This window comes from Planococcus sp. TJ-302 (assembly GCF_058268455.1).
This window is the reverse complement of sequence record NZ_JBZDOI010000001.1, coordinates 120,921-145,001: the sequence shown is the minus strand read 5'-3', so window position 1 is coordinate 145,001 and position 24,081 is coordinate 120,921. Positions and strand designations below refer to the sequence as shown.

Sequence of the window (24,081 nt, the reverse complement as noted above, 5' to 3'; positions counted from 1 at the left end):
TTTCCTCCTTATACTTCAGTGCGTTGGAATTGGGATAAAAAGCGGACGTCATTCGTATAGAAATGGCGGATGTCTTCCACGCCATATTTCAGCATTGCGATGCGTTCCGGCCCCATGCCGAATGCGAATCCAGTCAAACGCTTGGAATCATAGCCGGCCATTTCAAGGACGTTCGGATGCACCATACCGGCACCCAAAATTTCGAGCCAGCCGGTTTTTTTGCAGACGTTGCAGCCGCTTCCGCCGCATTTGAAGCATGAGATATCCATTTCAACAGACGGTTCCGTGAACGGGAAGAAACTTGGGCGCAGGCGGATTTCCCGCTCATCGCCGAACATTTTCTTCGCGAATACAGATAAAGTCCCTTTTAAATCACTCATACGGATATCTTCGCCGATGACAAGGCCTTCAATTTGCGTGAATTGGTGGGAATGCGTCGCATCGTCATTGTCGCGGCGGTACACTTTACCTGGACAAATGATTTTGATCGGCTCTCCGCCTTTTGCTTCCATTGTACGCGCCTGGACCGGAGAGGTATGCGTACGCAACAGGATGTCCTCAGTTATATAGAAGGAATCCTGCATATCACGCGCAGGGTGGCCTTTTGGCAAGTTCAGCGCTTCGAAGTTGTAATAATCCTTTTCCACTTCCGGGCCTTCCGCAATTTCATAGCCCATCGAGATGAACAAGTCTTCAATTTCCTCGACGACACGCGTCAGCGGATGCGCATTTCCAGTTTGCACCGGACGGCCTGGCAAGGTCACATCGATCGTTTCGCTTTGCAGTTTTTCGTTGATCGCCTGTTCTTCAAGAAGAGCCATGCGCTCTTCAAGAGACGCCGTCACTTCTTCGCGGACGACATTCACCAATGCGCCCATTTTCGGACGTTCTTCGGCAGGCAGTTTCCCCATGCCTTTCAATAAGTCCGTAATCGGCCCTTTTTTACCGAGATATGCCACGCGGACGCCGTTCAACTCTTTAACATTCGCTGAAGCTGCGATTTTTTCCAACGCTTCTGTTTTCAATGCATGCAATTGTGCTTCCATTTTTTCTCCTCCTCTAAACATAGAAAAGCCCCGTCCCAAAAAGGGACGAGGCATTATTCGCGGTACCACCCTAGTTAATGCGCAAGCGCAATCACTCATTTACATAACGGCTCTTCACCGGCCCGACTTTACAGCATTCCTGCTGGTCCCGTCTGGCAGCTCGCGGGGTGAACTTCTGCGGCCCATGCATATCCACACTTTCAGTCAAGGTGTGGAATCCCTTCGATGCAATATGGCAACATACTTTTCCCGGTCGATGCTTTTGTTTATTTATTCATTTATTATACGAAACTTATGCTTCTTTATCAAATTAGTTTTTCGGAACCAAGCTATACAGCAAAATGCCGGCCGCCACTGCAACGTTCAGGGATTCAGCCGCGCCGTAAATCGGCACCACCAAATTCTCATCTGTCTGCTGCAATAAAACCGGATCCACTCCGCTGCCTTCATTGCCGACCATCAACGCGAACTTGTCCTGCGACTGTGCTTCGTGGACGGGCGTTGCATGGAGCAGTGCCGTGCCGAAAACCCGGACGCCCAGCTCTTTCAAAGCCGGAATCCATTCGGACAACTCACCTTTAACAACCGGAATCTGGAAATTCGATCCTTGCGCCGAACGCACCGTTTTCGGGTTGTACGGATCAGCCGAACCTTTCCCAAGAACGACTGCGTCAATGCCGCTCGCTGCAGCCGTACGGATCATCGTGCCGACGTTGCCCGGATCTTGTACTGCGTCAATCAGCAATACCTTCGTCCATGAGCGCTGTTCGTCTTCGCTGAATTCTGGCTGCGCGCAATGGGCGAAAATGCCTTGCGAATGCTCCGTCTCCGAAATCTCTTTCGCCACCGCAGCGGTCACGGAATATTGCGGGACATCCGAAATGTCCCAGGCTTCTGGTATGTCGACGCCTTCACGGACAATCACCGACTTGATCAAACTTTTCTTTTTCAACGCCTCTTCTGTCAAATGAAATCCTTCAACTAGGAATTCCTCAAACTTATCGCGTTCTTTCCGCGTCGTCCCAAGCTTTTTCCAATGCTTCACAAGAGAGTTCTGCACCGATTCAATTCTCTTCATATCGTTCACGCCTTTTTATCTAGAATAGCTCAAGTATAGCATATCGAAAAGCGCAAGCGCCCGTGTAGATTTTCGGCTTACGACGTGAACAAGTCGAACCCCAATGCTGTACCAAGCCCGAAAATCAGCGTCCATAATCCGATGCTCACTGTCAGCCAAATGGTCGTATTGCGTTTGGTTGCACCGAGCGTCATGCCAACGAATGCAGCGATGTGCGTGCCGATCAAAATCGGCCCCAGCAGTGCGAGGCCGGGAAGACCGTATTTGTTCATAATGTTTTTCGCACGCTCGCTTTTTTTCGAAGGCGTCTTGCCTTTTGCCTCTTGGCGCTTTTGATGCCATTCTTTAAATTTATCAAAACCGATGATGAGTGCCAGCACCGTCAGCAAATTCCCCACGAACGCCAGCACCATCACCCAAAACGGCGAAAGTCCCCAAACAACGCCTAGCGGAATGACCAATGCGATTTCCATCCACGGAATCGCCGCTCCCAGAAACACCAAGAAATATTCGTACATCATTCAATTTCCTCCTTCAAATGCTTTCGAACTTCGCTGAAATAAATCCAGTATTGGCCGAGCGCGATCAGCAGGATTCCAAAAATGATGTGAATTCTCGGCAATGACAGGGCAATCGCAAAACCTGCGAGAGCCGGCAAGCTCCATGTGATGAATGTGTAGACCTTTTGTGCTGCTTTCCGAGTGATGTAAGTCATGCCTTCATCTTGTTCCAAATACTCTGGCGGACGGATGGAGAACGGAGAAATCCGCTGTGCAGGATTTCTTTTATTATGCTTTTTGAGTTGGAGCAAGAAAATTGTCAGCATGATAGCGTAAATCACGATTGAACCAACTGCGAAAATCGTTCCGACAGGACCTAAGCTAATAACAATGCTTTGTTCAGTTTCAGTATTGATTATCTTGGTAAATGGCGAACTAAGGCCGTAAGCCAATAACCCCAATACAACGATAAAACCCATCATCCACAATGGATATTGCAAGCGAAAATCATTTTTCATCCTTTTCATCCCCCTCCAGCCAAAATAATTCATCCACATTCGTCTTCAGCGCTTTCGCGAGTTTTAATGCCAGCGTAATAGACGGCGAAAACTCCCCTTTTTCAATAAAGGCAATCGTCTGCCGCGTGACATCCACTTGCTTGCCCAGATCACTTTGCGTAAAGCCGTAGCGCGCACGCAGTTCCCTGACCCGATTGTTCAACATCCGCATCGCCCTTTCTTTCGGTTTATGTTTGGTTTATATTACATAATGTACATTATACTTAACATTAAGTAAAGTATTATTTACATATTTCTTTTCGGACCGCTGCAAGATGTGGCGCCGGCATTTAAAAAGCCTTCCGCTGTATGCGGAAGGCCTTGGGTTTTGTAATTAATAAATGTGTAAATATGCTTTTATAAACGAAATTCCTATTTTGTTTGCTGAATAATAGATTTGTTTGCGGAATATCACCATTTCTTTGCAGAATAATGGATTTGTTTGCGGAATAGTGAATTTGTTTGCAGAATCCGAAAATCCGTTCGAATTAAACAAATTTTTCACTCTTTCTGCTTTAATTTATAAGTACGGTTTTTTAATGCACCTGAAATTTCTAAGTCGAAATTCGCTAATAATCGTGAAGCTGTGTATGGAGATTCTAAATTACAAAACCTCCTTAGTCTTTTGTTGTCCAATTCATTATCAATTAGTGAAAAGTATTCTTGAACGGCACTGTGTATTGCCACGTCATCCCGCTTGTTGCATTTATTGCATATCCATCCAGCTTTGTGCTTTCGCATTATACTATGCTTCTTACAGTTCATACATAGGATTCCATTAATCAAGTCGGTTACGTCAATAAAGTATTGCTGGCACAGCGGATTACGTTTATAAGGAGTTTGGTGGTGTTGAAGTAACTTATCAATATTTGATAAATCCTGTCGAGTGAATTTTTCGGGGAAATTCTGAAGTATGTTGAATAGGTAGTCATTCATTTGGTAGGTTTTGCAGACATAGTTATTTTTCGGCTTCGAGAGAAACTCACATTGTTTAGAAGTAAAAACAACAAGACCATTTAACGGCAAATCTATACCATGGTACTTTAAATATTTTCCCATAAATCGCATATGCTTATTCAACTGTATAGTCGGATCTTCCATAACCGTCTTAACGCCTTCTAAATTAATCCTGGAAAACTCGCCTGTTTCTTCAATGAATTGAAGTTTGCCGCTGATGTTTTTTGATTCAATGACTATCGCTCCTCTTTCGGTCAGCAACAAGCCATCAATCTGCACTTTCCATTCACCAATCGACAAGTGGATGTTTCTTAAAAATTGATATCTTTCATCCAAATCAAATTCAACAAATTTCCTCGTTAAACGATTTTCTCCTCTTATTCCTGCAGTTCTTCTGTAAAGCTCCATCTCCAGAAATTTTCGCTGCGGATGAGATTCCGGCAATCGAAATAACAACCTCTCCAACGATTCAGTTTCCGTAAGCAAGCTTATCTCTTTTTTTGTCATATAAAACTTCCTTGTTGATTTATTGAAGTATAGCATTAAGATTTCTTAATCGTCTTCTAAAAATTTTAAGAATGGTTCATGTCAATTACTGTACCCGCAGTTTACAAACAAAAACCCCTCGCCAACCGGCAAGGGGCCATATTATCGGACAATCACTCAAACGTAATGCGAGCAACTGTGTCTTTATCCAATTTCTTGATGACTTCAATAATTAGTTTAACAGCGTTTTCGTAATCGTCACGGTGCAGGATGCCTGCATGCGAGTGGATATAGCGTGTTGCTACGCCGATAGATAACGATGGTACGCCGTTAGCCGTCAAATGGATTGATCCGGCGTCAGTTCCGCCGCCTGCAATCGTTTCGAACTGGTAAGGGATGCCCGCTTCTTCAGCCGTATCAACGACTAGCTCGCGTAAACCGCGGTGCGATACCATGGAAGCGTCAAACAGCAAAATCTGAGGGCCTGCACCCATTTTGCTTGTCGATTCTTTTTCAGTGATTCCAGGCGTATCGCCTGCAATGCCGACGTCGACCGCAAAACCGATGTCCGGCTGGATTTTAGAAGCAGCAGTCCGCGCCCCGCGCAAGCCAACTTCTTCTTGAACTGTGCCCACTCCGTAAACGATGTTCGGGTGGTCAACGCCTTTCAAGCCTTTTAACACATCGATTGCGATTGCGCAGCCGATACGGTTGTCCCAAGCTTTTGCCAACAATAATTTTTCGTTGGTCATCACCGAGAATTCGAAATACGGCGTTACCATGTCTCCTGGTGTTACGCCCCACTCTTTCGCTTCATCGCGGGAAGATGCACCGATGTCGATGAACATGTCCGTGATTTCAACCGGCTTTTTGCGCGCTTCCGGAGTCAGGATATGCGGCGGCTTTGAGCCGATGACCCCTGTGATTTCTTTGCCGCTGCGCGTTGTGATTGTGACACGCTGTGCCAGCATGACTTGCGACCACCAGCCTCCAACAGTTTGGAACTTCAAGAACCCTTTGTCATCGATTTTGGAAATCATGAACCCAACTTCGTCTAAATGGCCAGCTACCATGATTTTCGGTCCGTCCGCGGCACCTTCTTTTTTCGCGATCAAGCCGCCCAATCCATCCATTTCGATAGAATCAGCGAAAGGTGCTATGTATTTTTTCATGACTTCGCGCGGTTGGCGCTCGTTGCCCGGTATGCCGTTAGCATCTGTCAATTCTTTCAGCATTTCAATTGTTTCATCCATTTTGCTCATTATTTCGACCTCCTAAGTATTCGTTCATTTTCATTATAAATGAAAGCCGTTCCATTATCAAAAAATTCATTTAATAGCCTTCATGTTGGCGTTCGTAGTTGGTCTGATTCTTTGCCAGGTAGGCATCGAATATATCTTCGTAGGAAAAGCCGAGTTCTTCCGCAATCCCTCCGTACCAGCTCCACAAGTCCTGATAATTGGCCATCGAATAATCTTCAAGAAAATCCAGGATTTCGCGTTGGGTGCCGATGAATAATTCCGTCAAGTCCCTTTCACTAACGCGTTCAGGCCATTCTTCGAGCATATTCAGGTTCTTTTCAATCCCAAGCGACAGCAGGAAATGAATCGAGTCAACATACTCTTCCAGAATGACATTACGTTCTGATGGACCTTTTTGGCTCCAGAATTTGAAACAGCGAGTTTCATTTGCCAGTTCTGCCAACTCGATCAGCAGCGCGAGCCCTTTTTTCCGGAACACATCTTCGTTGATGCCTTGATTCGACTGGATAAAGCGGTCCAGTTCTTCCTGCATTTTAAATAATTTCTGCAAATTCATGCTATCACTCCTTTTTCGATAAAATCTTGAAACCATACCCTTTTCCGTTCGTATTATACAGTAGAACTCGGGGAGAGAGGGCGATTTTGCATGGCATTTTTAATTCGTTTAATTGTAATCGGCTTGATCATATACTTTTTTTACCGCTTGATCCGCTATATTCTGGACCCTAAGCGCAAAATCGATTCAGCAATCGAATCCGGCAATTATTATTTTTACGATGATGTCACTAACGTACAGAAAAATTTCTTCATTGCGATGCGCGGTGTATTATTCGAAGGGGAAAAATATTTGGGGACGACTGTGGATGCATTTGAAGTGGTATCGATTTTCGTCTGGACTGAAAATCCGGCCAAACTGCAGGGCTTTTCGAAAGAAGATTTCAATTTTCTCGAAAAAGAAATTCACATGAATTATCCGAATGCGAGAATCGATTGGAAAAGCCCTATCGGCCAGTTGATGAATAAAGTGGAGTGAATGCCGCCTTTACATGAATGTCTGATAGCTCCATACAAGTATTGCAGCATCGATTACGGCAAGCATGAGAAACCCGACGCGGAAATTCGTGTGCTTCGTTTTATGCCGGAAAGCCATCATGCCGGCGTAAGCGCCAATGCCCCCGCCGAATATAGCTGCAGACCATAGGTTTTTTTCAGGAATCCGCTGCCCTCTGCGCTGTGCCTGTTTTTTATCGATGAGCATCATGAAGAATGCCAATAGCGACAAGGCCAGGAAATAGCCTGCGATGATCAAGAACATGTTGTTTCCCCCCTCTGTCATATAAAAAAGACTGGCGAAAATTCGCCAGTCTTTTCTTATGGTCTATCTTTACTTATTTGTTCAATGCTTTTTTAGCTTGGTCAGCCAATACTGTGAAAGCAGCTGCATCAGTTACAGCGATTTCAGCAAGCATTTTGCGGTTGATGTCGATGCCGGCAACTTTAAGGCCGTTCATCAAACGGCTGTAAGAAATCTCGTTCATACGAGCAGCCGCGTTAATGCGTGTGATCCACAATCTGCGGAAATCACGTTTCTTGTTGCGACGGTCACGGTAAGCATAGTTACCTGACTTCATCACCTGTTGGTTTGCTACTTTGAAAAGGATGTGCTTCGCACCGTAATACCCTTTTGCTAATTTTATGACCTTCTTACGACGCTGGCGCGTCACTGTTCCGCCTTTTACGCGTGGCATAATTCATTACCTCCTGCTTGAATATAAAAAATTCGATTTTTTGTTCGGTTTATGTCCAGACTTCAACGGCCAACTCCTCGGACTTAAGCTGTCCTTCCTGTGCGGCAAAAACCGCCGCTTCGGAAGTTCACTTTGAGCCTTTCGGAGCTGAACGGCCGTTTACGCTTTTCGTTATTACTTCATGTTGTAGATCAAAGATTTGATGCGTTTCAAGTCGCCTGAAGAAACAAGTTTCCCTTTGCGAAGTTTACGTTTTTGCTTAGTTGATTTGTTTGCAAATAAGTGGCTAGTGTGTGAGCTGTTGCGTCTGACTTTACCAGTACCCGTTTTTTTGAAACGTTTAGACGCACCGCTATGGCTTTTCATTTTCGGCATTTCGAATTCCTCCTAAACAATAATCTCTTATTCTTTTTCGTTGACTGGAGCAAGCATTAAGAACATGCTGCGACCGTCCATTTTAGGGCGTTGCTCAACCGTAGCGACTTCTTTGCATGCTTCTGCGAAGCGTTCAAGGACGCGCTGTCCGATTTCTTTGTGCGTGATCGCACGGCCTTTAAAACGAATTGAAGCTTTTACTTTGTCGCCTTTTTCAAGGAACTTGATCGCGTTGCGAAGTTTCGTATCAAAATCATGATCGTCAATAGAAGGGCTCAAACGAACTTCTTTCACGATGATCACTTTTTGGTTTTTACGAATTTCACGATCTTTTTTCTGCTGTTCGAACTTGAATTTCCCGTGGTCCATAATACGTGCGACCGGCGGTTTAGCTTGAGGAGCCACTAGAACAAGATCCAAGTTGACACGTGCAGCAATTTCAAGTGCTTCGATACGTGTTTTAATTCCGAGTTGTTCACCGTTTTGATCAATAACCCGTAACTCACGTGCACGAATACCTTCGTTTACATTAATGTCTTTGCTAATATTAATCCACCTCCGGATAGTGTCGCGAATATCTTAAATGCTCGAACCGACGATTGCCGGCTTACAGGTTCCGATGCAAAACAAAAGCGGATGGACCACAGAGGTCCACCCGCCTAATATGACAACACGCACGCGTGTAGTAGTCAATCGTGTATACCTGCCAACAATCGGTCGATCAGGTGAGAAGCGGGTGCTCCTGCTTTGCACATATAAGTATTCTATAACCTCAACTATAATATCACGTGTGTGTTGGCATGTCAACCATGTTAACGAAGTTCGCTTTTAATCAAGCTAAGGAAGTCGTCAAACGGCATGCTTTCAGACTTTTGCTCGCCATATTTACGGACGTTCACTGAGCCATTCTCTAGTTCCTGGTCGCCAATTACAAGCATATAAGGGACTTTCTGCATCTGTGCTTCCCGGATTTTATAGCCAAGTTTTTCATCGCGCGTATCGATATCGACGCGCAAGCGGTTTAACTGAAGCTTTTCTTGTACTTGTTTTGCATACTCGCTGTGTGCGTCCAAAGATACTGGAATCAATTCGACCTGCACCGGTGCGAGCCATGTCGGGAATGCGCCTTTGTATTCTTCGATCAAGAAAGCTACAAAGCGTTCCATCGTCGACACCACGCCGCGGTGGATGACAACTGGACGGTGTTGTTTGCCATCTTCGCCGATATAGGAAAGGTCAAAGCGTTCAGGCAATAGGAAATCCAGCTGCACAGTTGATAATGTTTCTTCTTTGCCGAGTGCCGTTTTCACTTGCACATCCACTTTCGGTCCGTAGAACGCAGCTTCCCCTTCCACTTCAGTGTAAGGAAGCGCCAATTCGTCCATTGCTTCTTTCAGCATCGCTTGCGCGCGGTTCCACATTGCATCGTCGTCAAAATATTTCTCTTTGTCTGCCGGATCGCGGTAAGACAAACGGAACGAATAATCCTTGATATCAAAATCCTTATAAACTTCAATCACCAAATTGACAACGCGCTTGAACTCTTCCTTGATCTGGTCGGGACGGACAAAGATATGGGCATCGTTCAGCGTCATGCCGCGAACACGTTGCAGGCCGGAAAGGGCGCCGGACATTTCATAGCGGTGCATAAGCCCGAGCTCCGCAATGCGGATCGGCAAGTTGCGGTATGAATGAATGCCTTGTTTGTAAATCATCATGTGGTGAGGGCAGTTCATTGGGCGAAGCACCAAGTCTTCGTTGTCCATCTTCATAACAGGGAACATATCATCCTGGTAATGGTCCCAGTGGCCGCTTGTCTTGTAAAGCTCCACACTTCCCATTACAGGTGTGTAGACGTGATCGTAGCCAAGGCTTTCCTCTTTGTCGACGATATAGCGCTCGATGATGCGGCGGATTGTCGCGCCTTTCGGCAACCACATCGGCAAGCCTTGGCCGACTTTCTGGGAGTTCATGAATAAATTCAATTCTTTTCCGATCTTGCGGTGGTCACGTTCTTTCGCTTCTTCAAGCATGGCTAAATGAGCTTTCAAGTCGTCTTTTGTAAAGAAAGCAGTGCCGTAAATGCGCTGCAGCATCTTATTGTCGCTGTCGCCTCTCCAATACGCTCCGGCCACGCTCAGCAATTTGAATTCTTTCAATTTGCCAGTTGATGGCACGTGAATGCCGCGGCACAAGTCAAAGAAATCTCCCTGCTCATAGATGGAAACTTGGTCATCTTCAGGAATCGCTTCAAGAAGCTCCAATTTATACGGATCTTCAATCGCCGCAAATCGTTCTTGTGCTTCTGCACGAGTCACATCGTGGCGTATAATTTCAACGTTTTCATTGATGATTTTCTTCATTTCTTTTTCGATCACTGGCAAATCTTCTGAAGTGATTGCTGACGCTGTATCGATGTCGTAATAAAAGCCGTTTTCAATAACCGGACCCACTCCAAGCTTAGCGTCCGGATACAGCCGCTTGATCGCCTGTGCCAATAAATGCGCCGTGCTGTGGCGTAAAACTTCCAACGCTTCATCCGATTCAGGAACGATGATAGCGATGTCTCCATCTTCTTTTAAAGGCGCGCGCAAGTCGACCAATTGGCCGCCTACTTTTCCAGCCAATGCTTTTTTGCGCAATCCCGGGCTGATTGATTGTGCGATTTCTTCAGTAGTTGTGCCCCGTTCGAACTCTTTTACCGCTCCGTCCGGGAATTTTAGTTGAATCATGTCTGCCATGCCAATCTCTCCTTTTTCTCTGTTGTCGCTGAAGCACCTGGATTCACAGGGTCTGAACAGGTGCTTGCGTTTCCGCTTTTCTTGTTTAGCTGCACCGGCCTGCTCCTCGGGTCGTAAGCTGCCCTTCCTGTGCGGCAAAATGCGCCACTTCGGAAGTTCATCTTACGCCGGTCGGAGCATAACGGCCGTTTCCGCTTTTCTTGTCTAGCTGCAACTGCCTGCACCTCGGGTCGTAAGCTGCCTTCCTGTGCGGCAAAAAACGCCGCTTCGGAAGTTCATCTTACGCCGGTCGGAGCATAACGGCCGTTTCCGCTTTTCTTGTCTAGCTGCAGTGCCCAACCCCTCGAGTCGCTTCAGCCTATCCAGCGTTTGTCGGGACTAACCGGGCACTTTCGCTTTTCTACTTTTCAACACAAAAAAGCCTCATCCCAAAGGGACGAAGCTCTGTTCGTGGTTCCACCCTTCTTCTATTCCGGCCAGAAAAAATTCTGTGCGGAACGAAGCTCTGCATCGGCTAACGGGCCGGTACCGTCAGCTGCTACTAAAAAAGTTCACAGCTGCTGCTCTAAGGGGGTAAGCGTCTTGCCGGTACTTAAGAAGCTTGCAGCCAGGGCTTCTCTCTCTGAAAGTCGTACAGTCCGCTATTGTCCTTGTCAACGCATGTTAATTCATATTTCGATTGTTTTTACTATACTGTGTAAATTATGAAAATGCAATAGCCGAAATGTCAATTTCTACGGTTTTTGCCGTCCAGCTTCACTGGGGTCGTCAAGGCACGGATTCGTTCCATGACGCGCGCAGCTTTTAAATCTTCTTTTTCGCCGCGCTGGGAATAAGTGAGATGGTGCTGCAATTCAGAATAGCTGAAGTTCGACGTCATGAACGTCGGCAGTTTCTCTGCCATGCGGTAATGCAGGATGGTGCCGAGGACTTCGTCGCGCGTCCAGCTCGACATCGCTTCTGCTCCAATATCATCAAGCATTAGAACATCGGCTTTTTTGACGTAATCGACTTTCTCTTGCAGCGTCTGGTCCCCGATTGCCTGTTTCATTTCGCGCATGAATTCTGGCACGAAAACCAAGACCGAGCGGATGTCCATATCCGCAAGTTCATTGGCGACAGCACTCAGCAAATAGGATTTGCCGACGCCGAACTTGCCATAGAGGTACAAGCCTTTTTCCGGCATGTGGCCCGGTCCAGTCGTTTCATCCAGGAACTTGCCGACCGCGCGGAATGATTCCATCCGGCTGTCGTCCGGCTCGAATTCGTCGAGCGTCGCTTGCATGACCTCTTTCGGCATGTACATGCTGTGGATCATCGAAGAAGCCTTGCGTTTATTGTCATGGGCATTTTTCAATCGGCATGCCGTATAGGAAATGCCAATTGTGCCGCGTTCAAGCACGAGATTCGGTTCGAACCCTTTCAAGTGGTTGACGCAGCCTTCAAAGCTCGGGCATTTATGGCAGTCATGGGATTGGTCAATATACTCGTATAATTTGTGAAGCCCGCGGTCAACCGTGCTTTTGTCGATTTCCGAGGAATGCTGTTCCAGGAATTTTTGGACGCCGGGATGCTCCAGCACTTCCTTGCGCATGTCGTTATAGCGCTCTGAAAAAGCGGGTGCGTTCACAACGCGTTTTAATGTTTCGCGAATTGGCTCCATTTAATCACCTTTCCCTTTCTTCATCGCCAATTTAGCGAGAAGCTTTTGTTTCTCGATTTCCAGACTTTCGTTTTTCGGGCCGGAAGCCGCAGGCGTTTCTTCTTTCGTGTAAAACCATTCAGGCAGTTTCTCTTCGCGCAGCGGCTTGCCTCTGTTCTGGCGCGCAGGTGCTTTCGATGATGCTGACGGAGATCCTTCTGCTTTCCATTTTACATATTGCTCATGTTCAATGCGCGCAAGCTCCATCGCTTCTTTTGCAGTCGTGACATTTTTGCGCAGCCAATGCGACGCTATTTTCTCGACGTACGCTTTCGTCAACTTCATATCGGTGCGCAGCAAGACGTATTGCAGCAGCACATTGACAACTGCTGGCTCCATGCCATGCTGCATAACCAGCTGATTCGCTAACTGGACATCTGCAGGCAGTGGTTCATTGCCGTTAGCGATGTCCCGCAAAACTTCTACAGGCGCAGCCGATTCCAAATAAAGAATCAGCTCATCTTGCCGGGTTCTCGGCTCGTTTTGCTGTTCCGGAAGCTTTTCTTCCTTCTGCACATGGACAAGCTGCGGCGCGGTCGTTGCAACCGTCAATTTATAATATTCCGAAGCCGCTTTTTTCAAGCTTTCGGCCGTAATTTTATAATCTTCGTCAATCGCCAGCAAAACCACTTTTTGCATTTCCAGCGGCCCCCAGCTGTATAAATACGCTAACTTCCCGATGGTATCCCTAATAGAAGCAGTTAGGACGCGTTTCGGCACCAGCTGTTCGGACAAACCTTGCTGCAATAAGCTGAAATCGAAATCGGACTCGGTCTGGTACTCCCCTTTTTTGCGTTCATGCAAATCTTTTGTTTCCGCCGGATAGCCGGCTTTCGCATGAACAGGACGAAAAATGTCCGTGAATGTGCGGGACACTTCTTCAAATCCTTCACCGATATCGGTCGGATTCAAGAACCGCTCCCGCACTTTGCGGTAAGCCGATTCCCCAATCTTGCTGAACAAGAACATCGACAGCAAAGGATCCTGAAAAAAATTTTTCGGGTCAAGCGGCGGACATAGTTCATAGATGAACGACCGGTGACCGTTGTCTTTCTTGAAGGTTTTCATCAACCCAATCGCTTCAAGCTGGATGCGGGATTCAAAAAGCTTGGCGATTGAAATGCCCAATGTGTTCATTAATGCGTAATGGGTCGTTTCTTCGCTCGGAGCTTCCCCTTCTGCCCACAGCGTCAAATAGAAAGCGGTTGCTTCCGCCCCGATCATCGGCTGATACAAAAGCGTCAAAAGCTGGCGGTCGTAATTTGAAAACGGGTACGGCAGCCGGATCTTAAACGAATCCGGAGGCTGCAGTTCTTTATAAAGTGCAGACATATTACACCACCTTATTCGGGTTTCTTGCCATTCGGGCTTTTATCCAATAAATCCTTCAATTCATCGATAAAGACCGTAATGTCTTTAAACTGACGATAAACCGAAGCGAAGCGGACATACGCCACTTCGTCAATTGCCGCAAGGCGGTTCATGACAAGTTCTCCGACTTCTTCGGATTTCACCTCGGCATTGCCTGTGCGGCGAAGTTCCTTCTCAATATCAAAAACAAGATTCTCCAGTGTCTCCAAAGGAACTGGACGTTTTTCGCAAGCACGAATCAAGCCGCGCAAAACTTTCTCGCGGCTGAACTCTTCACGTGAGCCATCTTTCTTCACGACAATCAGCGGCATTTCTTCCACTTTTTCAAAAGTCGTATAACGGTAGCCGCACGCTTCACATTCTCTGCGCCTCCGAATGGATTTATTATCATCTACTGGCCGCGAATCCACTACGCGTGTACCATTATGCTGGCAAGCCGGACATCTCATATTGGACCTCTCCCTAAACATTGTTTCTCGTAACTCCAGTATAACAAATTTAAGGCTCCATTAGTTGCGATATAGATAGAACGAAAGATTTCGAGTAGTGGATACTGCGCAAAACTGCCTCGCTTGCCGCGGGCGAGCACTGAGCCGCTTCGTCGCTAGCGCTTCTGCAGGGTCTCAGCTATCTCGCTTTCCCGCAGGCGTCTCGGCAGTTTGCTCCGTATCCACAAGTATCTCCAAAATAGCAGAGCCACGTAAACCTTTCTATTTTCATAAAAATTTCCCAGTGAAGGCGCGAACAAGGGCTAGGCGGAGCAGAAAGACAAGCGTTCTTTGCTTGGTTTTCTGTGTAAGCCATGCCCTGAGCGACCGAAGCGACATACAACAATTTTCATCTATCCCAAGAAAACAGAAAAAGCAGGGGATCAGATCCCCTGCTTCGTATCGTTCATGTTAATGGATTATGCATTTACTGAAACTTTGGACTTTTCAACACTGACCGGGCCCATACCGCGCGGAATTTCTACAAATTCGCGAGCACCAGAATTCAGCGCTTCTGCAATGTAATTAGCTGCAATAGTTGGATCAAGATCGCCGCAAGTATATACATCGATACTAGCATAGCCATGTTCCGGGAAGCTGTGGATCGTTAAATGCGATTCAGAAATGATGACTACCCCGCTTACGCCTTGAGGTGCAAATTTGTGAAAAGCTACTTCTCTGACTTCAGCTCCGGCTTTTAGTGCTGCATCAACAAAAGTTTGTTCGATAAAATCCATATCGTTTAATTTGTCAAAATCACACTGCCAAAGTTCTGCAATTACGTGACGTCCCATTGTTTCCATGGTTCGTTTCCCCCTTTGATATCATTTTGTTTTAGTGCGCAAAATATTCAAAGTTGACTACCACGGGGGAAAGTTAGTCCAAAGAGGTCCTAACCCTTTAAGCAGTCATGTGAATAAATATTGCTCCGTCCGCTCCCTTATCAAGCACTCAGAAACGAAGAAGTACGTAGCCGTTTTTTGACTACGAGTGTTAGTATATGATGTATTGATATGAAATGCAATCATAATAACTTAAAATACCTTATTTTTTTATGGGATTTTTTTCATGAAAAAGCCGCATGCCATTTTACAATGGCTGCGGCTTGTATTAATTATCGGGCATAAACCAATGATTTTGCCACTTTTTTGGTTAAATCCACCACTCGCGCAGAGTAGCCCCATTCGTTATCATACCAAGCTAGAACTTTCACTTTGCGGCCGCCGATCACCATCGTCGACAATCCATCTACGATCGCCGATTGTTCGGTCGTGTTGAAGTCGATTGACACCAAAGGCTCCATTGTTAAGCTCAAGATGCCTTCAAGGCCATTCAAGGAAGCAGCTAGGAAAGCAGCATTCACTTCTTCTATTGTCACGTCCTGCTTCAAGTCCACCACAAGATCCACTAAGGATACGTTTGGAGTCGGTACGCGAAGCGACATGCCATGAAGTTTGCCTTCAAGTTCAGGAAGTACCAATGATAGCGCTTTCGCGGCGCCCGTAGAAGTAGGGATGATCGACTGGCCACATGCACGCGCACGGCGGAGATCTTTATGCGGGTTATCCAAGTTCTTCTGGTCATTCGTGTAAGAATGGACGGTGGTCATCAAGCCGTTTTCAATCCCGAACGCATCGTTCAAGACTTTCGCTACCGGTGCAAGGCAGTTAGTCGTGCAGCTGGCATTTGAAATAACGTCGTGCTTATCGATTTCAAGTGCGCCGTCGTTGACGCCCATCACAATTGTGATGTCGGCATTTTTGCCAGGAGCTGATAAAATGACTTTCTTGGCTCCAGCATCCAAATGCAATGCCGCTTTTTCGCGTGCATTGAACTTGCCTGTCGCTTCAATGACGATGTCGATGCCCATTTCACTCCAAGGAAGCAGTAAAGGATCACGTTCATTGACGAGCTGAACCCGTTTTCCATTGACAATTAATGCATCTTCTTCATGAGAGACTTCGCCCTGGAAGGTGCCGTGATTTGTGTCATACTTAATCAGATGCGCTAGTGTTGCAGCAGGATAGCCGGCATTAACAGCTACAATATTGATGTCATCCATTAAAATAGCTTGTCTGAAAACCATACGGCCGATGCGGCCAAACCCGTTAATCGCAATAGAAACTGTCATTTATGAGTCCCCCATTAAATAAGTTATACTTTTATTTTTAATTCGTTATATAGTATAACACATTTTACGAATACTGGAACCTTAAACTTCACTTCAGCTATTATTGTTCCGATATGCCCGCATCCCACTTTTCAAGGATGCGGTTGAGCTGCCATTTCGTTTCTTCTATTGTGCCATTATTATAAATTACGGCATCTGCACCTTCTTCTTTCACTGACATCGGCAATTGCGAGGAAATCCGCGCAAGTGACTCCTCTTCGGACAACTCGTTGCGTTCCATGAGGCGCTTCAGCTGATTTTCCTCGGTGACACTGACGACCAGGATCTTGTCCACGAAATGCTGGAGCTTGCTTTCAAACAGCAGCGGGATATCCATGATGACCACTTTTTGGCCTTCTGCCACATACGCCGCCCGCTGGCGCAGCATTTCTTGGCGGATTGCCGGATGGATGATATCATTCAAGCGTTTACGGCTGGCCGGATCGCTGAATATGATGTCCCCCACTTTTTTGCGGTCAAGCGAACCGTCCGGCAAAATGACATCTTCACCGAACGCCCCCTTAATTTTTTCCAGCGTTTCACTGCCGGGTTCTACTACTTGGCGAGCCACTAAATCAGCGTCGACAATCGGATAGCCCAACTCCTTCAACATCTGCGAGACGGTGCTTTTTCCGCTCGCTATGCTTCCTGTTAACCCAATGATCATTCTAATCCCTCATTTTTGGCAAGTCGGACAGTAGACTGAAGTGCGCCCCGAAATTTGAAGGGACTTCGTCGCTGTGCCGCATTCCATGCATTGTTTTTTGCCGTACATGCCGAAGCGGTCTTGCATCCGTCCTGATTCGCCGTTAATGTTGCGGTAATCCGAAATGGTGCTGCCACCAGCCTCGATGCTTTCAAGCAGAATCGCCGCAACCGCTTTGAACAGCTGGATTTTCCTGGCGCGGCTGATGCGCCCCGCTGCTCGGTTCGGATGGATTTTCATCCGGAACAGTGCTTCGGTTGCATAGATATTACCGCAACCTGAAATCACTTGCCCGTCCATAATGACTTCCTTGATCGGCTTTGCGCTGTATTTTGGGCGTTCCGCCATATGGAGAAAATGGTCGAGCGCTTCTTCAGCGAACGGTTCAGGCGCCATTAAGAGCAGCGGCGGAAAATCCGCTTCGCCGTTCAGCAAGCGCATCTCGCCGAAACGCCGGATATCCGAGTAGGCCAATAGATTGCCGTCGTCGAGCGTCAGCACGACGTGGACATGGCGCCGGAACTTTTCTTCCGTAATGGACAACAAGCTGTCGACGTAAAACCACGCTCCCGACATGCCCAAATGGTTGACCAATAAAAATTCCCGGTCTTTTTGCATGGTGAAATAAATATATTTGCTGCGCCGTTCCACACTGGAAATTTCCGCTCCGACCAACCGGCTGATAAATGCATCTGCATCCATCTTTTTGATGATTGCTTCCTTGCCATTTGCCTTTGACAGGCGGATGGTATCGGAAACGAAAACATCACGGATTGTTTTCCCGGCTGCGGCCGGGCGGATTTGGCGAACGACGCCTTCCACTTCAGGAAGTTCCGGCATCTGTCAGCCCTCCCGTCATTTTGTATCGTACCAAGTATCGCCGTATGCGAAGTCGACTTTCAGCGGCACATTCAAGGTGACGGCCGATTCCATCGCCTGTGGCACTAAAGTCTTCAATTTTTCAAGTTCATTTGGCGGCGCTTCAAAAATCAATTCATCGTGTACTTGAAGCAACATGCGTGTCTGCATGTTTTCACGCTTCAAAGCATCTGCCATATCGATCATCGCTTTTTTAATGATGTCCGCGGCGCTTCCTTGAATTGGTGTATTCATTGCTGTGCGCTCCGCAAAACTGCGCAAGTTGAAATTCGAGCTATTGATGTCAGGCAAATAGCGGCGGCGGTTCATGATTGTTGTTACAAAGCCATTTTTCTTCGCCATCTGTATGCTCTCGTCCATGTATTGCTTAACTCCAGGAAAGCTCTTCAAATACGTGTCGATGAATTCTGCCGCTTCTTTGCGGGTAATGTTCAAATTCTGAGAAAGTCCGTAATCGCTGATGCCGTAGACAATGCCGAAGTTGACGGCTTTTGCGGCGCGGCGCATATTCGGCGTCACTTCTTCCGCTCCGACGCCATAGACGTCCATCGCCGTTTTCGTATGGATGTCCATGTCGTTCTTAAAGGCTTCAATCAGGCTTTCATCTTTCGACATATCTGCCAGCACGCGCAATTCAATCTGCGAGTAATCGGCAGCGACCATGACCCAGCCTGGCTGAGACGGCACGAATGCTTTACGAATTTTCCGCCCTTCTTCCAAGCGCACCGGGATGTTCTGCAAGTTCGGGTTGATCGAACTCAAGCGTCCCGTCGTCGTCAGCGCCTGCTGGAACCGCGTATGGACTTTGCCGTCTTCATGGATTTCTTTCAATAAACCTTCTATATAAGTGGAACGGATTTTGCCCAATTGGCGGTACATCAGAATATAGGAAATGACTTCATGCTTGCCTTCGAGTTTCTCCAATACATCCGCAGCCGTAGAATAGCCCGTTTTCGTCTTTTTCTGCACCGGCAATCCAAGCTTCTCAAAAAGAAGCGTGCCCAGTTGCTTTGGCGAGTTGATGTTGAAACGTTCTCCAGCAAGACCATAAATATCGAACTCGATCTTCTCAAGTTTATGGGACAAGTCTTTGCCCATTTCCTCCAATTGCTCTTTGTCCACTTTAACGCCGAAAGACTCCATTTCACCTAAAATGGTGGCAAGCGGCAGCTCAAGCTTGTTGTACAAATCGAATTGCTCGTTTTCTTGGAGCTTCTTCAAGACCATCGGGCGGACTTCCCAAATTGTCCGTGCTTTTCTGGCCATATGCTCGTTGAGGATATCCGCTTCAGGCACCGCTTTTTTCGCACCTTTGCCGTAAATCTGCTCGTTTTGGGCAACATCCGTATAACCGTATTCCTGGACGATATTTGCCAAGTCCGTATACGTCAACGACGGGTTGACAATATAAGCGCCGAGCATCAAATCGAAATCGACACCTTCCACGCCTAGGCCATAACGGTAAAAGGCGGCCGTTGCGGCTTTCGAGTCCGACATGTATTTCTTCTTCGAATCGTCTGCGAACCACTCTTTGAACGCTTGGGATTGCTTGATCGTTTCCATCGGCACGACGTAGGTCTTGTCAGCAGTCGCCAATGAAACCCCGAGCAAGTCGCACGTGTGGTATTGTTCGTCGTACATTTCCAGGTGGATTGCCATTTCGTCTTCCAGAATCGATGCATCAAGTTCCGTCAGCACTTCGAATTCCAATTCTTTTTTGGTTGTTTCTTCTGCCGTGTAATCGAGTTTTTCCAAGAGCGACTTGAACGCTAGCTCATTCCATACTTTGATCAATTCATCGTGGTCCGGACCTGGATACGACAATTCCTCGATGGAAACTTCCACAGGCGCACCGCGTTCGATCGTCGCCAATTTCTTGCTGATATATGCGAGATCTTCATTGGCAACCAGTTTTTCTTTCATCTTGCCTTTTTGTTCGTCGATCGCTTCGTAGACCCCTTCAACGCTGCCATGTGCTGCCAGCAGCTTTAACGCGGTTTTTTCGCCGATTCCCGGAACGCCCGGAATGTTATCCGATGCATCGCCCATAAGGCCTTTCATATCAATGATCTGCAAAGGCGTCAGGTTGTATTTTTCACGGATGTGATCGACCGTGTATTTCTCGATGTCCGTTATCCCTTTGCGGGTGATGTATACCGTAGTCGAAGGCGACGCCAATTGCGTCAAATCCTTATCACCAGAAATGACGATGACTTCGTCGCCTTCTTTTTCCGCTTCCAAGCTCAAAGTTCCGATAATGTCATCCGCTTCGTAATTCGGTAATTCATACGTTTTGATGCGGTAAGCATCAATCAGTTTCCGCAAATATGGAAATTGTTCAGACAGTTCCGGCGGCGTTTTTTGGCGTCCGCCTTTGTACTCCCCGAACATCTCATTGCGGAACGTCGTTTTCCCAGCATCGAAGGCAACAATCATATGCGTAGGCTGTTCTTCTTCCAGTATTTTTTGGAGCATCATCGTAAAGCCGTATACAGCATTCGTATGGACCCCTTGCTCATTCGTCAAAAGCGGCAACGCGAAAAACGCGCGGTACGCCAAACTATTTCCGTCTAATAATAAAATCTTCTTTGCCACAATATTACCCCTCTCATAAACAAAAGCCGTCATTCCTATCATTTTACCACGCGGGCAAAAAGAAGAGAAATAACGGCTTGCGGCTATTCCAAATTCCCGGAAAGAATTTGGGCGTATGGTGAATCGGACGGCAGGATGATCACCGTGTCCTCGCCGATTGTTTTGGTGTAGGACTGAAGTGAACGATACAGCTCATAGAATTCCGGATCTTTTGAAAAAGACTTATTGTAGATTTTAGCAGCTTCGGATTCACCTTCCGACTGGATCAACGCCGCTTCTTTTTTGGCGGAAGCAATCACTTCCTGCGCTTCGCGGTCAGCTTGCGCCTCGATTTCACGTTTTTTCGCATCGCCTTGGGACAAATAATCCTGCGCGGTCGAATCACGTTCTGAAATCATTCGGGTATACACGGACTGTTCGTTTTCTTCCGGCAAGTCCGTGCGTTTCATACGAACATCCACAACGCGGATACCGTATTGGTCTTTCTCCAGCAATTCATTGACGCGGGCTGTGACATTGTCATTCAAGCTGCCGCGCGAAGAATTTTCATCGTTGATGATTTCATCGTAATTCAATTGGCCAAGTTCGGTCCGCACAACAGAGTAGATAAATTCCTCCATGCGCGATTCTGCGTTGACGATCGTTACAGCGTTGGTGATCAGCTCACGCGGGTTGACGACATGCCACACCGCGTAATTATCGATAATGATGCGCTTTTTGTCTTTCGTGTTGATTTCCGCTTCGGAAACATCATAGGTCATTTGATATTTCGGCAGCGTGCTGACACTCTGCACAAAAGGGATTTTCATGCGGATGCCCGGCTCTTCATAGATGCCGACAACTTCACCGAATTGGCGCACCACCCGGTATTCGTTTTCTTTCACGACATAGACATTGGTCAACAGGATGATCAAAGCGAAAAGCGCCAGCGACAAGACCGTTATCAATTTCCAATATTTCTTGAAATTAATCGGTTCTCTCGGCGTTTTTGGTTTTTTCGGTTTTAGTGGCTTTTCCCACGGGTTCGGTTTTACTGGATTGTTCTGCGGCTTAATCGGCTCCATCAGTCTCCTCCCCCTTCTTCTGCTGCCGGCGGCACGATTGTCTGTGCCTCATTTAATGGCAAGTACGTCATTGTTCCGCCTTCGTCGTTCATGATGTAAAGTTTGGCATTAGGCAACACAGTCTCGAGTGTTTCCATAACAATACGCTGGCGCGTCACTTCTGGATTAGTTTCATATTCCGCATATAATTTATCAAACAATGCAACGTCTCCGAGGGCTTGCTCGACGCGGGCAACTTTCTGCCCTTCGGCACGTGAATTGATGGCTGCTTTTTCACCCAATGCTTCATTGCGCTTCTGGTTTTCATATTTTCGTGCTTCGTTTATTTTTGTGTTCATCGTCTCGCGTGCATCCGTCACGTTGGTGAATGCCGCGCGGACTTCTTCATTCGGCAGCTCGACGTCCTGCAGCTTAACGGCTAGAACGGTGATGCCGAAATCGTATTTATCCATCAATGAAGCGAGCAAGTCTCTTGTCTCCGCTTCAATTTCCGCTTTCCCGGAAGTCAGCGCGTCATCGATGAGCGAACTGCCGATGATTGAGCGGATGGAAGCCGAAGTGGCATCGTGCAGCACATCTTGCGGGTTTTCGGCATTGAACAGGTATTTTTTCGGATCGGTGATTTTCCACTGTACGACCAAATCGGTCAATACGATATTTTCATCCCCTGTAATCATTTTCGTTTCTTTGTCAAAAGCGACGATTTCTCCGTCTTCGTTTTGGTTATAGCCGAATTGGAGACTGTACGTTTCTTTCGATAGGATTTCTGCTTTTTGTATCGGCCAAGGTATCTTGAAATGCAGACCCGGTTCGACAATCGTCTCATTGGCGACACCGAATGTGACGATTACCGCCTGCTCGGATTCATCTACTGTATACCATGATGTGAACACTGCAATCAGCAACAGGATTCCGAAAATGGACAATCCAATAATGGCTAAGATTTTTTTAACGGACATTTTTATTCCCCCTTTTTCTCTTCTATTTCATATACGGCAAAATCTTGAAATAGTTTCAGAAAATAGAAAAAGAGCCCCGGGGAAGGGCTCTTTTTCCCTTCATGCGGTTGAAGGGGGTTCTATTAAACAATAACATCCGTTTGTGAAGCCAGTGTTAATCTAATGTTAAACTTACCACTGATTATTCTTATATTTCTTATAATAATTGACTTGACGCGCGAATAAGTATAACTTGCGCTTTAAATGCGTGTCTTTCTTATAAAATAGCGGATTGCCGTATTTCCCTTTTTTCAGCAGTTCATCGATGTCCCGTTGAACCGCTTTGTTGTTGACGAATTTGCGGAGTACGATTTTCGGCACTACCGTGAAGAGGAAGTCTTCGTTCAAGTACGTCACCGGCTTTTCAACGTGGTAAATCAAGTCATCAACCAGGTACGACGCCATGTTATGCCCAAGTGCCGTCACGTAATAGCTCGAACGCCCTTGGCGGATGTTCACTTCAAAAACTTTGAACTTGCCGTCGCGTTCATCGAATTTCAAATCGAAATTCGCGAAGCCGTTATAGCCGACCGCTTCAAGGAAGTTCTGCAGCTTGACCATCATTTCCTTGTTGTAACGGGTGATCAGGGCTGTGTAATTGCCGATTGCGGTCACCGTATGTTCTTGCAGCACTACTTGCGCAAACGTCACTAGCTGAGTCTTGCCTTTTGAACTTGCGTAAATGACGGAATCCCACATGTACGTGTCGTCGCCCGGGATGAAATCCTGGATAATCAGCTCATCATCATAGCCGCTGCTGACGATTTTATTGATGACGTTCTGCAGTTCACGCGGGTTTTCCACTTTATAGACTTTTTGCTGGCCTTCGAATTTGTTTAAGTTATACGCGATGCCGTTGCTTGGCTTAACGATAACAGGATACATCATCTGTTCTTCGAAAGGCGTGTTTGAACGGCAATCGTAGAAATAAGTCGTGGGCGTATCGATGCCGTGCTCCGCACATAATTTATAAAAATTCGATTTGACTTGCAACTGGTTCATCAAGTCTTCGGAGATATAATTAAAGACAAAAAATTCTTTTAGCATTGCTGCGTTCTCAATGATCAAGCGCACGTACAAATCATTGGTGCCGACAAGCAGCAAGGTCTTGCCAGGCGTTCTGTATTTTTGAGCGATATCGGTCATGATTCCGGCAAATTGTGCGGAATCCGATAAGCCCGACCGTAATTCGATCGTTTCAGTAATTGTGCTCATTGCAGTGAACGACAACGGTTCTTTGCCGACCAATATTGGTTTAATGCCATAAGCTTCGTGAAAAGAGATGGCCATGTTGTAAGCGTTCATGTCTGTGCCAATAATAATAGGCAAAAATGGGTTTGTTTCCATATGTTCCTCCT

The 24,081-nt window shown here is 46.7% G+C and carries 25 protein-coding genes and 2 other annotated features; of the genes, 1 reads left to right on the top strand and 24 read right to left on the bottom strand.

Annotated features, from left to right (window positions below; all coding sequences use genetic code 11):
- Positions 1-8: 8 nt before the first annotated feature.
- The 8 genes from pheS to AC4EHB_RS00770 form a co-directional block, all read right to left on the bottom strand.
- The gene (gene pheS / locus AC4EHB_RS00805; RefSeq protein ID WP_490980422.1) at positions 9-1,046 is read right to left on the bottom strand and encodes a phenylalanine--tRNA ligase subunit alpha; all 1,038 of its coding nucleotides are present in this window, start codon (positions 1,044-1,046) and stop codon (positions 9-11) included.
- A 38-nt stretch (positions 1,047-1,084) separates the two neighbouring features.
- Positions 1,085-1,312 (bottom strand) — a binding site (T-box leader).
- A gap of 44 nt (positions 1,313-1,356) precedes the next feature.
- Positions 1,357-2,124, bottom strand: a complete 768-nt coding sequence (locus tag AC4EHB_RS00800) for a TrmH family RNA methyltransferase (protein WP_490980421.1) — start codon at positions 2,122-2,124, stop codon at positions 1,357-1,359.
- Between the two features lie 77 nt (positions 2,125-2,201).
- Positions 2,202-2,642 carry a small multi-drug export protein gene (locus AC4EHB_RS00795; protein WP_490975592.1) on the bottom strand — a complete coding sequence of 147 codons (441 nt, stop codon included), beginning with the start codon at positions 2,640-2,642 and terminating at the stop codon, positions 2,202-2,204.
- Entirely contained in the window at positions 2,642-3,142 is a 501-nt protein-coding gene (locus tag AC4EHB_RS00790; RefSeq protein ID WP_490973699.1) for a hypothetical protein, read from the bottom strand. The genes AC4EHB_RS00795 and AC4EHB_RS00790 overlap by 1 nt, the downstream gene beginning before the upstream one ends.
- On the bottom strand, positions 3,132-3,347 hold the full coding sequence (locus AC4EHB_RS00785) for a helix-turn-helix transcriptional regulator (RefSeq protein WP_490973698.1): 216 nt from the start codon (positions 3,345-3,347) through the stop codon (positions 3,132-3,134). Before AC4EHB_RS00785 ends, AC4EHB_RS00790 begins: the two co-directional genes overlap by 11 nt.
- A 335-nt stretch (positions 3,348-3,682) precedes the next feature.
- Entirely contained in the window at positions 3,683-4,645 is a 963-nt protein-coding gene (locus AC4EHB_RS00780; protein WP_490980420.1) for a nuclease-related domain-containing protein, read from the bottom strand.
- Between the two features lie 152 nt (positions 4,646-4,797).
- A complete protein-coding gene (locus AC4EHB_RS00775; RefSeq protein ID WP_490980419.1) occupies positions 4,798-5,886 on the bottom strand; it encodes a M42 family metallopeptidase in 1,089 nt (362 codons plus the stop codon).
- A 70-nt stretch (positions 5,887-5,956) separates the two neighbouring features.
- Entirely contained in the window at positions 5,957-6,442 is a 486-nt protein-coding gene (locus AC4EHB_RS00770; RefSeq protein ID WP_490973695.1) for a dUTP diphosphatase, read from the bottom strand.
- A gap of 90 nt (positions 6,443-6,532) precedes the next feature.
- Here AC4EHB_RS00770 and AC4EHB_RS00765 point away from each other — a divergent pair, with 90 nt between their 5' ends.
- Positions 6,533-6,919: a sigma-w pathway protein ysdB gene (locus AC4EHB_RS00765; RefSeq protein WP_490980418.1), complete on the top strand. Its 387-nt coding sequence runs from the start codon at positions 6,533-6,535 to the stop codon at positions 6,917-6,919.
- Between the two features lie 9 nt (positions 6,920-6,928).
- Here AC4EHB_RS00765 and AC4EHB_RS00760 read toward each other — a convergent pair whose 3' ends face one another.
- From AC4EHB_RS00760 to AC4EHB_RS00685, 16 genes are all read right to left on the bottom strand, one after another.
- Positions 6,929-7,201 carry a DUF1294 domain-containing protein gene (locus AC4EHB_RS00760; RefSeq protein ID WP_490973693.1) on the bottom strand — a complete coding sequence of 91 codons (273 nt, stop codon included), beginning with the start codon at positions 7,199-7,201 and terminating at the stop codon, positions 6,929-6,931.
- Between the two features lie 73 nt (positions 7,202-7,274).
- On the bottom strand, positions 7,275-7,634 hold the full coding sequence (gene rplT / locus AC4EHB_RS00755; protein ID WP_135500315.1) for a 50S ribosomal protein L20: 360 nt from the start codon (positions 7,632-7,634) through the stop codon (positions 7,275-7,277).
- Positions 7,635-7,808: 174 nt separating this feature from the next.
- A complete protein-coding gene (gene rpmI, locus AC4EHB_RS00750) occupies positions 7,809-8,009 on the bottom strand; it encodes a 50S ribosomal protein L35 (protein WP_006831131.1) in 201 nt (66 codons plus the stop codon).
- 27 nt (positions 8,010-8,036) lie between these two features.
- Positions 8,037-8,543 (bottom strand): translation initiation factor IF-3, encoded by a 507-nt coding sequence (gene infC, locus AC4EHB_RS00745; protein ID WP_490975591.1) that lies wholly within the window; start codon positions 8,541-8,543, stop codon positions 8,037-8,039.
- A gap of 84 nt (positions 8,544-8,627) precedes the next feature.
- Positions 8,628-8,763, bottom strand: a sequence feature (ribosomal protein L20 leader region).
- 58 nt (positions 8,764-8,821) lie between these two features.
- The gene (thrS, locus tag AC4EHB_RS00740) at positions 8,822-10,750 is read right to left on the bottom strand and encodes a threonine--tRNA ligase (RefSeq protein ID WP_490980417.1); all 1,929 of its coding nucleotides are present in this window, start codon (positions 10,748-10,750) and stop codon (positions 8,822-8,824) included.
- 727 nt (positions 10,751-11,477) lie between these two features.
- Positions 11,478-12,413, bottom strand: a complete 936-nt coding sequence (dnaI, locus tag AC4EHB_RS00735) for a primosomal protein DnaI (RefSeq protein ID WP_490973691.1) — start codon at positions 12,411-12,413, stop codon at positions 11,478-11,480.
- Positions 12,414-13,784 carry a replication initiation and membrane attachment family protein gene (locus tag AC4EHB_RS00730; protein WP_490973690.1) on the bottom strand — a complete coding sequence of 457 codons (1,371 nt, stop codon included), beginning with the start codon at positions 13,782-13,784 and terminating at the stop codon, positions 12,414-12,416.
- Positions 13,785-13,795: 11 nt separating this feature from the next.
- On the bottom strand, positions 13,796-14,272 hold the full coding sequence (nrdR, locus tag AC4EHB_RS00725; RefSeq protein ID WP_490973689.1) for a transcriptional regulator NrdR: 477 nt from the start codon (positions 14,270-14,272) through the stop codon (positions 13,796-13,798).
- A gap of 458 nt (positions 14,273-14,730) precedes the next feature.
- Complete coding sequence (gene speD / locus AC4EHB_RS00720) at positions 14,731-15,114, bottom strand: adenosylmethionine decarboxylase (RefSeq protein ID WP_490973688.1); 384 nt, start codon at positions 15,112-15,114, stop codon at positions 14,731-14,733.
- A 311-nt stretch (positions 15,115-15,425) separates the two neighbouring features.
- Positions 15,426-16,442, bottom strand: coding sequence for a glyceraldehyde-3-phosphate dehydrogenase (locus AC4EHB_RS00715; RefSeq protein WP_490973687.1), 1,017 nt, complete (start codon positions 16,440-16,442; stop codon positions 15,426-15,428).
- A gap of 100 nt (positions 16,443-16,542) precedes the next feature.
- Positions 16,543-17,148 (bottom strand): dephospho-CoA kinase, encoded by a 606-nt coding sequence (gene coaE, locus AC4EHB_RS00710; protein ID WP_490973686.1) that lies wholly within the window; start codon positions 17,146-17,148, stop codon positions 16,543-16,545.
- A 9-nt stretch (positions 17,149-17,157) separates the two neighbouring features.
- Positions 17,158-18,027: a bifunctional DNA-formamidopyrimidine glycosylase/DNA-(apurinic or apyrimidinic site) lyase gene (mutM, locus tag AC4EHB_RS00705; RefSeq protein ID WP_490980416.1), complete on the bottom strand. Its 870-nt coding sequence runs from the start codon at positions 18,025-18,027 to the stop codon at positions 17,158-17,160.
- A 15-nt stretch (positions 18,028-18,042) separates the two neighbouring features.
- Positions 18,043-20,664 (bottom strand): DNA polymerase I, encoded by a 2,622-nt coding sequence (gene polA, locus AC4EHB_RS00700; RefSeq protein ID WP_490981476.1) that lies wholly within the window; start codon positions 20,662-20,664, stop codon positions 18,043-18,045.
- Positions 20,665-20,744: 80 nt separating this feature from the next.
- Positions 20,745-21,725: a protease modulator HflC gene (gene hflC, locus AC4EHB_RS00695; RefSeq protein ID WP_490973684.1), complete on the bottom strand. Its 981-nt coding sequence runs from the start codon at positions 21,723-21,725 to the stop codon at positions 20,745-20,747.
- Positions 21,725-22,684, bottom strand: coding sequence for an FtsH protease activity modulator HflK (hflK, locus tag AC4EHB_RS00690; protein ID WP_490973683.1), 960 nt, complete (start codon positions 22,682-22,684; stop codon positions 21,725-21,727). Before hflK ends, hflC begins: the two co-directional genes overlap by 1 nt.
- A 171-nt stretch (positions 22,685-22,855) precedes the next feature.
- Complete coding sequence (locus AC4EHB_RS00685) at positions 22,856-24,070, bottom strand: carboxylate--amine ligase (RefSeq protein ID WP_490980415.1); 1,215 nt, start codon at positions 24,068-24,070, stop codon at positions 22,856-22,858.
- Positions 24,071-24,081 lie beyond the last annotated feature (11 nt).